General features: G+C 38.9%; 12 protein-coding genes and 2 pseudogenes. 10 read left to right on the top strand and 4 right to left on the bottom strand.

Annotated features, from left to right (window positions below; translation table 11 throughout):
* The first annotated feature begins 108 nt into the window (after nt 1-108).
* Both HEQ36_RS17950 and HEQ36_RS17945 read left to right on the top strand, forming a co-directional pair.
* Nucleotides 109-660 carry a 2'-5' RNA ligase family protein gene (locus HEQ36_RS17950; protein WP_168636651.1) on the top strand — a complete coding sequence of 184 codons (552 nt, stop codon included), beginning with the start codon at nt 109-111 and terminating at the stop codon, nt 658-660.
* 248 nt (nt 661-908) lie between these two features.
* A complete protein-coding gene (locus HEQ36_RS17945) occupies nt 909-1,697 on the top strand; it encodes a peptidoglycan-binding protein (protein ID WP_168636650.1) in 789 nt (262 codons plus the stop codon).
* Between the two features lie 92 nt (nt 1,698-1,789).
* On the opposite strand, the pseudogene HEQ36_RS17940 reads toward HEQ36_RS17945, so the two are convergent.
* Nucleotides 1,790-2,227 (bottom strand): annotated as a pseudogene (locus tag HEQ36_RS17940) (AAA family ATPase); the annotation flags it as partial.
* 43 nt (nt 2,228-2,270) lie between these two features.
* A complete protein-coding gene (locus HEQ36_RS17935) occupies nt 2,271-3,707 on the bottom strand; it encodes a BCD family MFS transporter (RefSeq protein WP_168636796.1) in 1,437 nt (478 codons plus the stop codon).
* 144 nt (nt 3,708-3,851) lie between these two features.
* On the opposite strand from HEQ36_RS17935, the gene HEQ36_RS17930 reads away from it, so the two are divergent.
* From HEQ36_RS17930 to HEQ36_RS17920, 3 genes are all read left to right on the top strand, one after another.
* Complete coding sequence (locus HEQ36_RS17930; RefSeq protein WP_168636648.1) at nt 3,852-4,367, top strand: GNAT family N-acetyltransferase; 516 nt, start codon at nt 3,852-3,854, stop codon at nt 4,365-4,367.
* A gap of 368 nt (nt 4,368-4,735) precedes the next feature.
* A complete protein-coding gene (locus tag HEQ36_RS17925) occupies nt 4,736-5,698 on the top strand; it encodes a DUF1517 domain-containing protein (protein ID WP_168636647.1) in 963 nt (320 codons plus the stop codon).
* 271 nt (nt 5,699-5,969) lie between these two features.
* On the top strand, nt 5,970-6,209 hold the full coding sequence (locus HEQ36_RS17920; protein ID WP_233455541.1) for a hypothetical protein: 240 nt from the start codon (nt 5,970-5,972) through the stop codon (nt 6,207-6,209).
* Nucleotides 6,210-6,261: 52 nt separating this feature from the next.
* Here HEQ36_RS17920 and panB read toward each other — a convergent pair whose 3' ends face one another.
* A complete protein-coding gene (panB, locus tag HEQ36_RS17915) occupies nt 6,262-7,035 on the bottom strand; it encodes a 3-methyl-2-oxobutanoate hydroxymethyltransferase (RefSeq protein WP_168636646.1) in 774 nt (257 codons plus the stop codon).
* Between the two features lie 224 nt (nt 7,036-7,259).
* Nucleotides 7,260-8,324: a two-component regulator propeller domain-containing protein gene (locus tag HEQ36_RS17910; protein ID WP_168636795.1), complete on the bottom strand. Its 1,065-nt coding sequence runs from the start codon at nt 8,322-8,324 to the stop codon at nt 7,260-7,262.
* Nucleotides 8,325-9,196: 872 nt separating this feature from the next.
* On the opposite strand from HEQ36_RS17910, the gene HEQ36_RS17905 reads away from it, so the two are divergent.
* The 5 genes and pseudogenes from HEQ36_RS17905 to HEQ36_RS17885 all read left to right on the top strand — a co-directional run bounded on the left by HEQ36_RS17905 (nt 9,197) and on the right by HEQ36_RS17885 (nt 12,223).
* Nucleotides 9,197-10,627, top strand: coding sequence for a form I ribulose bisphosphate carboxylase large subunit (locus HEQ36_RS17905; protein WP_027403993.1), 1,431 nt, complete (start codon nt 9,197-9,199; stop codon nt 10,625-10,627).
* A 70-nt stretch (nt 10,628-10,697) separates the two neighbouring features.
* Nucleotides 10,698-11,106 (top strand): annotated as a pseudogene (locus HEQ36_RS17900) (chaperonin family protein RbcX).
* Between the two features lie 46 nt (nt 11,107-11,152).
* Complete coding sequence (locus HEQ36_RS17895; RefSeq protein WP_039200136.1) at nt 11,153-11,482, top strand: ribulose bisphosphate carboxylase small subunit; 330 nt, start codon at nt 11,153-11,155, stop codon at nt 11,480-11,482.
* A gap of 130 nt (nt 11,483-11,612) precedes the next feature.
* Nucleotides 11,613-11,837 carry a type II toxin-antitoxin system Phd/YefM family antitoxin gene (locus tag HEQ36_RS17890; protein ID WP_053539736.1) on the top strand — a complete coding sequence of 75 codons (225 nt, stop codon included), beginning with the start codon at nt 11,613-11,615 and terminating at the stop codon, nt 11,835-11,837.
* Nucleotides 11,837-12,223, top strand: coding sequence for a type II toxin-antitoxin system VapC family toxin (locus tag HEQ36_RS17885; RefSeq protein ID WP_053539735.1), 387 nt, complete (start codon nt 11,837-11,839; stop codon nt 12,221-12,223). Before HEQ36_RS17890 ends, HEQ36_RS17885 begins: the two co-directional genes overlap by 1 nt.
* Nucleotides 12,224-12,530 lie beyond the last annotated feature (307 nt).

The following is a 12,530-nucleotide window of genomic DNA, read 5'->3' as shown; positions in this document are numbered from 1 at the left end:
TTTGCGCTGATTCATATATTTTTATGATTTATGTAATATTTCATAGCCACACGCTACCCATTTACACATCCATCCTGTATAATTATTTAGTAAAAGCAGGAGAATTAAATGAGTCGCTTTTTCGTTGCCCTCTTACCACCACAAAATATCCAAGAATATGCAAACGAAATTAAACAGTATTTTGCAGATAAATATGCCTCCTACAGTGCTAAAAAATCACCCCCCCATATTACCTTACAGCCGCCCTTTGAATGGGCAGATTATTCCCTATTGAGTTTAGAAACATCCCTGGAAGCATTCGCTATTCAACAGCAATCAATTTCCATCACATTCAACGGGTTTGCTGCCTTTCCGCCTCGTGTTATATACATGGATGTAGTCAAAAGTCAAGCACTTTTGAATTTACAAACAGATTTAGTCACACATCTAGAAACCAAATTAGGGATTATTGATGAAGTCGGAAAAACTCGCCCCTTTATCCCCCATCTCACAGTAGCATTTCGGGATTTAACAATGGAGAACTTTCGGACTGCTTGGCCAGAATTTGTCCAGCGTCAGTTTTATTCTGAATGCACAGTAACTCATTTAACTCTACTCCTGCATGATGGCAACTGCTGGAATATTAAATCAAAATTTCCGTTTCTACCATCCGGCAAATGATGCTAAAATTTGTGAGATTATCTAGAAATTTACTAATAATTTGTTAAATTTTTAAAATTCAGTTGAATTAACTGAAAATGACTGTAATAATGATTCTACTGCTGAGAACAGACAATTAGTGAATATCAAAAATTCATTCACAAAAATGGATGGAAATTGTTTACTTATTGTTATAGGTAAAAAGTAAGTTTTAAATTTGCTTTTTCTTAATTATTAAACTGATTAAATCCAGTCCCCATAATAACACAATGCCTAGCAAATTAAATCTCAATAGCGGTGAAACTCTCCAGAAAGGTGCCACAGGATCACAAGTTCGACAACTCCAAGAAATCTTAAAAGCACTGAATCTAAATCCAGGAACAATAGATGGTGATTTTGGCAATAATACTGTCAAAGCCGTTAAACAATTTCAAAGTCAAAAAGGGCTTGAAGCAGATGGTGTAGTCGGAAAAAATACTCAAAATGCTTTAAATAATGCTCTTGGACAAGCAACAACAAGCGCAGCATCATCTATATCATCTCCAACTTCTAGCGTTCCCACAAAAGGTTTTGGTGGGACAACTGGAAAACTACCACTTCCAGGTGTTCCTCTCATCAAAGAATTTGAAGGTTGTTATTTAAAGGCATATCCAGATCCTCTCAGTGGTAATTTACCTATCACTATTGGTTGGGGTACTACTAAAAAAAGAGATGGTAGTAACTGGAAATTAGGTGAAAGCATCACTCAACAAGAAGCAGATGATTTATTGATGCTTCAGTTGGAAAATAGCTATCTCCCACCTCTGCAAAAAATTCCGGTTTGGAATGAGTTAAACGCCAATCAACAGGGTGCTTTATTAAGTTTTGGTTATAACTTGGGTGCTAACTTCTATGGTAGTTCCAACTTCTCAAGCATGACTAGAGTTTTGAGAGATAAAAAGTGGGATGAAATTGAAGAAACTTTTCTAAAATACAGAAATCCTGGTAGCAATGTAGAAGCAGGATTGAAACGGAGAAGACAAGCAGAAGCTAAACTATTTTTAACTCCTGTTAGCTAAATATTAAATTCAATCGCAGGGGAAACGCATCTAAATTTTATTGACAGAACACCATTTTTGTGTATAAACGAAAGAATCGGTATTTATCGTTTGTTGGAATCATAACTTCCGGGTAACTGCACATCTGTGGGATTATCAGCAATATTCATCAATGTGGCATTTACCAACTGAGTATTTACTGTATATTGAGTTCCTTCGTCAAAACGTCCTGCACCGGCATCTAAATCATTAATCATCAGTACGCACATTTTCCCTCGTACCTTGATTAATTCTGCTGTTTCCCGATAACGCAGACGTATCAATCGCGCTGGATCTCCTGCATCTGGACTTTCTAATTCTCCTCCAGATATTAAGGTGACTTCGATACCCATTTTTTCAAAGACTAATTCGCATTGAAAAGTTTTCCCCTCACCTTTGCGTCCATGAATACCTAAAATTAGAGGAACGCGAATCCCAGGAATATTTAAGAAGTTTTTGGTGATATGAACTGCAAGTTTATCAAGAAAACTAGGCGCAATGTAGTAACTCATAGAATGTATCCCTGGTTATGTTTTATTTGTCAGTTGTTAGTTGTTAATTATCTAAGTCACTTTCGAGAACAGAGGCTAAAACTTGTTTTGTGTTAGTTTGAAATTCTGTAACATTGACTCGATTCAAAAACCAAATTGATATCAACATTCCCACAGCTTCTAATAGAAATACCATGCCATAAGCTAAGACCAAATTATCTGGTAAAAACTTGCGTCCTAAATCTAAAACAGTACCACCAATTACCGTAGCAATGCCTCTAGATAAAGACTGGGCAAGTCCCCAAGCACCAATAAATGTACCTGCGGCTTCAGCAATTGTTAAGTCTAACATTAAAGTAACGGCTGCGGTAGTGACAAACCCAGTAGCTAAACCAAATAAAACTAAAGTTGATTTTAGGAGAGATGGATTTGCGGAAAATCCAGAAAAACCTATTAATAAAGCGGCAACTGCTACTAAGATACAACCTAACTTTATAGTCCTTTTTTTACCCAAACGGGGAACAATGAAAAAACCTGTGATTCCATAGGAAATTAATATCCCTGTACCGTAAAAAACGTTGAGTTTGGTACTTTCTGCTAGGGGCATTTTAAATACTTGCCCTGCATAAGGTTCTAAAATGGGATCTTGCATAAACAAGCTGATAGTCATCACTAATAAAAATGTGAAAAATAAGCCTGTTTGTGGACTAGCTGTTAAAATTTTCCAAGCACCTTTTAAGGTGATACCATCTTCCCGATTTCCTTTATTGGCACGGTTTAAGAAACGGGAATATTTGTTTTCAACCCCTACAGTTGCCACAATTGCTAAACTAAAAACGATGCTGGGAACAATTATAAATAGACGATTAATTGCCGCTTGTAAAGTTTCTAGAGGTGCGTTTGTATCTAATTGTTTTAATAAGCTGGAACTGATAATTGCCCCTACTATAATCCCTACCATTAACATTGACCAAACAATCCCCACAACTTGGGAACGGTTGTCTTCTTCGGAAATATCAACTAATAAAGCTGCAAATGCTGTACCACTAGCGCAAATGGCTAAACCGTAAATTGCGAACACGAAACCGAGAACCGCTGTCCAACCGATTGTTTGGGTAGTCCATGTCCACTTATCACCAATATTAGCCGCATTTAACTGCCACATTACTTGTACCGCTAAAAATGCAGCGATCGCAAATATTCCTGCTCCTCCCCACACATAAGCCGTGCGATGATAACCTAAGAAGGGTTTAGCGTCGGACATTTGCCCAAATAAAATCCTTGTCGGTGCTATAAAATAAGGTATTGCTAATACTAAACTACCTATAGTTGCCGGAATTGCGATTTCCTGAATCATGACACGGTTAAGCACTCCCAGAGTCAAGATAGACATCATACTCAACCCCATTTGAAACAATCCTAGCCGAAACATCGTCAAAATATTGACTTTGGGGATAGAGAAGGATTGAGTTGGGGTGTCAAATGTATCATCCATTGCCATAGCTGCTTTTTTGTCTTGTTTTCTAAATAGTAGCACCCTCCGTATGTTTCCAAAATCAAAGATGAATTCTATATGATCTCAATTAAATGGTAAATTAATTTTAGAATCATCACATTTAATTTTCATTAGAATATAATTCTCTCTATGAATAATTCATCAATTACCATTACTCAGTTATCAGATACAGATTTGGGAGAACTCAGAAAAATCAGTCGAGAAATTTGGTATAGCTACTATTCGACAATTCTCAGTCATGCACAAATCGAATATATGCTCACTAAAATGTATGGAACAGGAGTAATTGAAAACGAAATTCATCACCAAGGAATATTTTATGATCAAGTTTTACATAATTCTGAATTAGTTGGTTATTTATCTTATAGTTCAGAAACGATGAATAATATGAGTTATTTAAAACTACATAAATGTTACTTATTGCCATCACTGCATGGTTTTGGCTATGGTCAAAAGATGTTATTCCATGTTTACCAAAAAGCCCAAACAATGAACCTAAAACAAATAATTCTCAATGTTAACAAAAGGAATGAAAAAGGCATTAAAGCCTATTCTCGATTTGGGTTTAAAATTATTGATAGTCAGATAAAAGATTTTGGTAGTGGATTTGTATTGGATGATTACATCATGGGTTATGATATTTGAATAATTCAATAATTTGTGATTTACTTCATATCAATAAATTATCCAAATTACAAAAAAAGAGAACAGGGAACAGATAAGAAACTAAAACAATACAATTGAGGGCGGGGTTATAGCTTTTGCAATTTAGTCACTGTCTCCCATTTAAGTGCATACCCTTATATCAGATTGGCAGCACTAAACATGAAAAATTATTAATTAATTCTAAAGTTTTTGGATTCTCAAGATGTTTCCTTGTACGGTTATCAACGCCAGAAATCTCTCCCTATTTCCACCCTAACCAAGAAAAGAAGCGGTAGATTAGAGATAGTGTCACTTCTTCAAAACCGGAGAAGTGATCATAAAAATACAGTTGTCTCCATAAATGTGTTATGAGTAAAAAAATACAAGGATTCTTCAAACCCCTATTTAAAACCGTCTTTATCCTTAGCTTAGTGCTAACTTTAGCTTTTAGTCATGCTAATGATGCCTTAGCAGCCCGTAGTGGCGGCAGAATTGGCGGTGGTTCTTTTAGAATGCCTTCTAGCCGCACTTATGCACCTCGGACAAGTATGCCAGGTAATGGCGGCTACTATGCCCCTTATGGTGGTGGTTTTGGATTTCCGTTTCTTTTACCCTTATGGGGTTTCGGCGGTGGTTTTGGTGGGTTGTTTGGGATATTGATCTTTTTTGCAATGGCGAATTTTTTAGTCCAAACCTTTCGCCGTGTCACCAGTGGAGAAACCGAAGAAGTCAGCTATAGCAGCAATCCCTCCGTGTCTGTCACCCGGTTACAAGTTGGTTTACTAGCCCAAGCAAGAGATTTACAACCCGAACTCAATCGCATTGCGGAAACTGCTGATACCAATAGCCCCGCAGGAAGAAGCGAAGTTTTACAAGAAGCTAGTTTGGCTTTATTGCGTCACCCTGAATACTGGGTATATGCAGGTGGTGGAACTCAACAAGCAAAACTAAATTCCGCAGAATCTCAATTTAATCGGTTGTCTTTAGCCGAACGCAGTAAATTTAGCGAAGAAACTCTCTCTAATGTCAATAACCAACTCAAGGCTGTTTTAAGTAAAGAAGCTTTATCTGGTGAAGATAATCCCACTCGTTTGATTAGTGAAGGACCAGGAGAATATATTATCGTCACCTTATTAGCAGCGACTTTGGGTAAATGTGAAATTCCCGCTATTAATAATGCTGATGATTTGCGTCAAGCCTTACGTCAAATTGGTGGTCTTTCCGGTGAACAACTGTTAGCAATTGAAGTTTTGTGGACTCCCCAAGCGTCAGGAGATACACTGACATCAGATGATTTGTTTGCGGAATATCCTGATTTGAAATTGGTTTAATTGAGGTTTAGGGCTGAAAACAGTTGGAAGTGACTTGTAATCGAAAATTGCGACATTCGTTTTAACATTATTTATGTCACAATTGAGGAAACTACCATTTATAATCCTACTGCTGTACAAGCCCTAACCTGTCTGAGGGTTTGTGAAATGCTGTCTAACCGCCTTCTAGACATCCACTTGGTTCGATTTGATGAAATTGAGCGATATGTATACATTCTTGCAGGCGATGAAATGGAAATTTTAATCTTCCCTGAAGGAAATTGGAGGTTTAATGATGAAACCTAATTTTGTTCAAATGTCGAGGTCTGAGTTGAAAGACTATGTACGTAGACATCCCCGTGATTGGGAGGCTTTGAATATTCTAGTGAGTCGTCGTACTCCTGATTCAGAAGCTACATGGTATGCGCCAATGGTGACAGCAGAAGGTATACCAATAGAAGAAAATGTCCGGTTAGCAGAAGAAGCTATTCAGGAACGAATTACCTTAGAGAACCAAAAAAGAGTCCATTAAGAGTATAAACAATTTCAAACTCTTACTCTCTGCGCCTCTGCGTGAAACGAACTTATTTCGGAAACTGTCCTTCTCGCACTTCCACAGCATAATCTTGTACAGCTTTGGTGATTGTTTCTCGTAAGTTTGTATAAACCTTAGCGAATGGTGGTTGTTTTTCCGAAAGTCCGAGAATGTCAGAAGTTACCAATACTTGACCATCACAGCTAGAACCTGCACCGATGCCGATGGTAGGAATACGGAGTTTTTCTGTAATTTGCAGTGCTAGTTTTGTAGGAATGTGTTCTAATACTATAGCAAAAACCCCGGCTTGTTCGAGAGCGATCGCTTCATTAAAAATTCTCTCTCCTGCTTCCTGGGTTTTTCCCTGTTGTCGTAACCCTAATTGATGGATTGATTGGGGTGTTAAACCCACATGACCCATAACTGGAATCCCAGATTGCACTAACCGGGTAATGGTTTCCACCATTGTGGGATAGCCACCTTCTAATTTCACCGCTTGCGCCCCGGTTTCTTTCAACACCCTACCGGCGGAGTGCATAGCTTGAGAAATACTTTCTTGATAAGTCAAAAATGGTAAATCAACTACCATTAAAGCATTTTTGACCCCACGCCGCACGGCTTTAGCATGATGGATCATTTCATCCAAAGTTATTGGTAAAGTAGTTTCATAACCAAGGACGACGGCAAGAGAATCACCAACTAGGATAAAGTCTACACCAGCTAGATCCAAAAGTTGAGCGATCGCATAATCCCAGGCAGTTAACGCAACAATCGCCCGTCCCTGTTGTTTCCATTGAGTTAATTGTTGGGTAGTAACTGCCATAAAGAATTGATCACTGATAATTGTCAATTGTTAATTGTCAACTGATAATTGTCAATTAAGTAAGTAGGTGGGCGTTAAAAATTGTCGTTGGGGCAAGGGAACAGGGAACTCTTAACTGGGAACAGGAAATACAGAATTGATACCTACTGAGTCTTATTCAAAAATCAAATAGGAGTCCTAATATTACTTATCTCCTTCTAATTCTTCCTCCTGACTCCTGACTCCTACTTCACATACCGACCAAAACCAAAATGAGGTTGAGCCGTACCCACTGAAGGCATTAACCAAGCTAAACCCTCCGTTGTTCCCACCCATAACTTATTACCAATATCCGGAGCCAAAGTCAAAACTCGACTAGAAGGCAGTCCCGTAACTTGGTCTAAGACTGCCCCCGTATATGGGTTCAATCGCAGCAAACCATTATTAGTACCCACCCACACACTACCATCCTTAGCAAACCTAACCGATGTCACGTTGCGTCCACGCAGGGGAGTCACAGACCTTAACACAATACCATTTTTGGGGTTAATCACCAACAATTGATTTGGCATACCAGCCCAAATTAACCCCTGGGGACTAATAGCCAAAGTTTGGACAGTTCCCCCTGGTAGATTTTGGATTCTCTTCATCAGTAAAGCACTGGAAGTATTCACCTTAACTATTCCCTCCAGCGTCCCCGCCCACAATTGACCGTCAGCATCTAAAGTCATCGCATTAACACTGACACCGGGCATATTTTTAACCGTTGTCATGATTAAACCTTGGTCGGGACTAACCAGAGTTAACCCAGCATCAGTTCCTACCCATAAATAGCCGCGTTTGTCAAGTAACAGTGATAATACTCGTTTGGAGGGTAATAATAAATTCTGGGCTGTAATTTGACTGGTTTGGGGGTCTACTCTCGTTAAACCTTCATTATTTCCCACCCACAAACGCCCTACCTTATCTTGGACTAAAGCACTAATCGCAATATTTGGTAAACTCACACGGGAAATAACCCTACCTGTATTGGGATTAATGCGTGATAATCCGCGCCACGAACCTACCCACAGATTACCAGTGAAATCTCCCAATAAGTTACTAATGCGATAATCTACCTGTGTTTCTCCCTCTTGCAATTGTCTCTCGTTAGGTAAGGGTTTGATTCGTTCTGGTGGTGGTGCCACTTCATAAGTGGGGGTAGATTTGGATTGATTAAGACTGGGATTGTTGTCTTTATTCTCAACCTTTTGGGCTGTAGCTGGTGTGACTATGCTTGGTAAGGCGATTAATCCCAGCAAGGCGGACATTAACAATAAGTTAGTATGCTTGTGAAATAAAGTCACGGTGATATTCCTTTCTAGTTAATTCTACTAAGTTTTTTGAGTTTTATTAATACCATAATAGATGTATATTTTAAATATGGTATAGTTATTAGGTAGCATAAAATCGTTCACGAAGTGTGGCGTATCCATGCGGGAGCCGGAGGCATCAGCCGTAACAAACATTTTAAATTAGTATTAAAAATTACATTATTTGACAACAAAGCCCTGACATCATTAGCTCTCTAGAGTTTAGATATACACATTTGTAAATCAATCTTAATAAAATGTTAAATCTTTATGTAATAACAAATTTAAATATATCAATTAACAAAATTCGCAAAATAACTTATTGAATTATTGATATATTGTGGGGTAAGCTACAAATTCCGTGATGTGCAGTTTCTTCTTTTCTTGCTCATCCCCTGATTAAACTTGTCTTCAGGAAAAATGCCTCATGATCCCTCCTTACCCGCTTTAGGTAAAGACATCAGGAAAAAAAAGAGAATTGCAGCAAACCAGCCTTATATCTGGAATGCGGCTTTCAGGCAAAATTCCCCAGACGGCTTGTAAAGCCGATTTAGTCGGGTATGCAAACTCAAGATGAAAAGATTTTGTATTTCTGGGACGAAAAATAACAGCGTCAAACAGTACGTCTGAAACATGGTAAACGACTTGTTGCGGTGATTGTGACTGCAACCTGATTCGTGCAGCAGTAATACTGCCACCATAGAAATTGATCGCCCCTAACCATAAGCAAAACTTATAATTTCATTAAGAATGAATTAAGAGTAGGAATGAGAAGAAGTGGCACATAACGTGATTTGATAGTAGAAAGAAAGACTTCTTGGAAGAAAAATATGTCTTACGCGCAAACTAAGACTCAGGCTAAGTCTGGGTACCAAGCTGGGGTTAAAGATTACAGACTAACTTATTACACACCTGATTACACTCCTAAAGATACAGATTTATTGGCAGCTTTCCGGATGACTCCCCAACCCGGAGTTCCTCCTGAAGAAGCCGGTGCGGCAGTAGCTGCTGAGTCTTCCACTGGTACTTGGACAACAGTATGGACAGACTTGCTCACCGACCTAGATCGCTACAAAGGTCGTTGTTACGACATCGAACCAGTTCCCGGTGAAGATAACCAATATATTTGTTATGTTGCTTATCCTTTGGACTTGTTTGAAGAGGGTTCTATCACCAACGTACTAACCTCCATCGTAGGTAACGTATTTGGTTTTAAAGCTTTACGGGCATTACGTTTGGAAGACATTCGTTTCCCTGTAGCTTACATCAAGACTTTCCAAGGACCTCCTCACGGTATCCAAGTAGAGCGCGACAAATTGAACAAATACGGTCGTCCTCTGTTGGGTTGTACAATCAAACCCAAATTAGGTCTTTCCGCTAAGAACTACGGACGCGCAGTTTACGAATGTTTACGTGGTGGTTTGGACTTCACCAAAGACGACGAAAACATCAACTCTGCTCCATTCCAAAGATGGCGCGATCGCTTCTTGTTTGTATCTGAAGCTATCAACAAAGCACAAGCAGAAACAGGCGAAATCAAGGGTCACTACCTGAACGTTACCGCTCCTACCTGCGAACAAATGATCCAACGGGCTGAGTACGCTAAAGAACTCAAACAGCCCATCATCATGCACGATTACCTGACCGCAGGTTTCACCGCTAACACCACATTGTCTCGCTGGTGTCGTGATAACGGTATTTTGTTGCACATTCACCGTGCTATGCACGCTGTAATTGACCGTCAGAAGAACCACGGTATTCACTTCCGCGTATTAGCTAAAGCTCTCCGCTTGTCTGGTGGTGACCACATTCACACCGGTACAGTAGTTGGTAAGTTAGAAGGTGAACGGGGAATCACAATGGGCTTCGTTGACCTATTGCGTGAAAACTACATCGAGCAAGACAAGTCTCGTGGTATTTACTTTACCCAAGACTGGGCTTCTTTACCCGGTGTAATGGCAGTTGCTTCTGGTGGTATCCACGTATGGCATATGCCCGCGTTGGTAGAAATCTTTGGTGACGACTCCGTACTACAATTCGGTGGTGGTACTCTCGGACATCCTTGGGGTAACGCTCCTGGTGCTACAGCTAACCGCGTAGCTCTAGAAGCAGTTGTTCAAGCTCGTAACGAAGGTCGTAACTTGGCTCGTGAAGGTAACGATATTATCCGCGAAGCTGCTAAGTGGTCTCCTGAGTTGGCTGTTGCTTGCGAACTGTGGAAAGAAATTAAGTTCGAGTTTGAAGCAATGGATACCGTCTGATAATTGAGGATTTGGGATTTTGGATTCATAAACAATCCAAAATCTAAAAATCTAAAGGGCTGGGTCAAGCATGGATCTAAAGCAAATTGCGAAAGACACAGCCAAAACTCTCCAAAGCTACCTGACTTATCAGGCGTTAAGGACTGTATTGGCACAGCTAGGCGAAACAAATCCTCCTCTAGCACATTGGTTGCAAAACTTTTCCGCTGGGAAAATCCAAGACGGAGAAGCATATATTGAGGAACTGTTTCTAGAAAAGTCAGATTTGGCATTGCGGATTATGACTGTCAGGGAACATATAGCGGCGGAAGTGACAGAGTTTTTACCAGAAATGGTACTAACTGGCATTCAGCAAGCCAATATGGAACAGCGTCGCCAGCATCTCGAACGCATTACGCAACTAAGTTTATCAAGTCCCAGCCTCGAAATACCAAAGACAGACAATATCTGATTCTAATTTGGATAATTTATCTAATTAGTCAGTCAACCAAGTCATAAAAAATCTCCCCCCACTTATCAAAAACTATGCAAACTTTACCTAAAGAGCGTCGTTACGAAACCCTTTCTTATCTTCCCCCTCTGTCTGACGCGCAAATTGCCAAGCAAGTTCAGTACATTATTTCACAAGGTTTCATTCCTGCAATTGAATTCAACGAAACTTCTGAACCTACAGAACTTTATTGGACAATGTGGAAGTTGCCTTTGTTCGGCGCTAAAACTGCTCAAGAAGTATTGAGTGAAGTTCAAAGTTGCCGTTCTCAGTATGGTAACTGCTACGTCCGTGTTGTTGGTTTTGACAACATTAAGCAGTGTCAAGTTATGAGCTTCCTTGTTCACAAACCCAGCAGATACTAAGAGCTAATTAGCTAATAGTAGTTTGATGAATTAAAAAGAGGGGTAGAGTTTTCTATCTCTCTTTTTTTAGTTTTTGATAGAGAATAGAATTGTCGGTTGAGTCGCACACACAAAACTAAAGGTAGTAATTATGCAACAAATTACTGTTAATGAAGCATCTCAACACTTATCTGATTTCATTGAAGCAGCACTTGGTGGTGATGAAATTATCATCATGAAAGATAATCAGCCTGTAGTGAAATTAATTCCTGTATTACCAATTAAACATCGTCGTCAACCTGGTAGTGCTAAAGGAATGGTAACAATGGCTGATGATTTTGATGCACCTTTAGAAGATTTTCAGGAATATATGTGATGATGTTTTTGATAGATACACATACATTTATTTGGTATGTAACAGATAATTCTCGACTTAGTAATCAAGTTTTAGAATTGATCAACGATGAGAATAATCAGATTTTTTTGAGTATCGCTAGTGTTTGGGAAATGGGAATCAAACACGGGTTAGGAAAGCTAACTTTTAATCTTCCATTTGAGACGTTTATAAGGCAGCAGATTAGTATTAATGACTTCACTGTGTTAGATATAAAAATCAGTCATATTACGGCTATTAATCAACTCCCTTTACATCATCGTGATCCTTTTGACAGAATGTTAATTGCACAGGCTATGGTAGAAAATATGCCTATAATAAGTGCTGATACAATTTTCGATACCTATCCCGTACAGCGTTTGTGGTGAAAAATAACGCTCAAAATGAGTTTTTTTCTTCATCCTGTACATCCTTAATTGTCTGAATCAGGATAACCAGGATTAGAGGATTTACAGGATTTTTTATGAATATTTATCTGAGAATATTTCAGGTTTTAAAGATGAGTTTTTTTCTTCATTTTGTACATCCTTAATTGTCTGAATCAGGATAACCAGGATTAGAGGATTTACAGGATTTTTTATGAATATTTATCTGAGAATATTTCAGGTTTTAAAGATGAGTTTTTTTCTTCATTTTGTACATCCTTAATTGTCTGAATCAGGATAACCAGGATTA

It is taken from the genome of Anabaena sp. 54 (assembly GCF_017355725.1).
In the GTDB taxonomy this organism is placed as follows: domain Bacteria; phylum Cyanobacteriota; class Cyanobacteriia; order Cyanobacteriales; family Nostocaceae; genus Dolichospermum; species Dolichospermum heterosporum.
Note: the sequence above shows the minus strand (reverse complement) of the source record. Positions and strands in the feature narration are given on the sequence as shown.

What these genes read in the sequence shown, in the direction of transcription:
- HEQ36_RS17950 (WP_168636651.1), top strand. Translation starts at nt 109, where the DNA reads ATGAGTCGCTTTTTCGTTGCCCTCTTACCACCACAAAATATCCAAGAA.
- HEQ36_RS17945 (WP_168636650.1), top strand. Translation starts at nt 909, where the DNA reads ATGCCTAGCAAATTAAATCTCAATAGCGGTGAAACTCTCCAGAAAGGT.
- HEQ36_RS17935 (WP_168636796.1), bottom strand. Translation starts at nt 3,707, where the DNA reads ATGGCAATGGATGATACATTTGACACCCCAACTCAATCCTTCTCTATC.
- HEQ36_RS17930 (WP_168636648.1), top strand. Translation starts at nt 3,852, where the DNA reads ATGAATAATTCATCAATTACCATTACTCAGTTATCAGATACAGATTTG.
- HEQ36_RS17925 (WP_168636647.1), top strand. Translation starts at nt 4,736, where the DNA reads ATGAGTAAAAAAATACAAGGATTCTTCAAACCCCTATTTAAAACCGTC.
- HEQ36_RS17920 (WP_233455541.1), top strand. Translation starts at nt 5,970, where the DNA reads ATGATGAAACCTAATTTTGTTCAAATGTCGAGGTCTGAGTTGAAAGAC.
- panB (WP_168636646.1), bottom strand. Translation starts at nt 7,035, where the DNA reads ATGGCAGTTACTACCCAACAATTAACTCAATGGAAACAACAGGGACGG.
- HEQ36_RS17910 (WP_168636795.1), bottom strand. Translation starts at nt 8,324, where the DNA reads ATGTCCGCCTTGCTGGGATTAATCGCCTTACCAAGCATAGTCACACCA.
- HEQ36_RS17905 (WP_027403993.1), top strand. Translation starts at nt 9,197, where the DNA reads ATGTCTTACGCGCAAACTAAGACTCAGGCTAAGTCTGGGTACCAAGCT.
- HEQ36_RS17895 (WP_039200136.1), top strand. Translation starts at nt 11,153, where the DNA reads ATGCAAACTTTACCTAAAGAGCGTCGTTACGAAACCCTTTCTTATCTT.
- HEQ36_RS17890 (WP_053539736.1), top strand. Translation starts at nt 11,613, where the DNA reads ATGCAACAAATTACTGTTAATGAAGCATCTCAACACTTATCTGATTTC.
- HEQ36_RS17885 (WP_053539735.1), top strand. Translation starts at nt 11,837, where the DNA reads ATGATGTTTTTGATAGATACACATACATTTATTTGGTATGTAACAGAT.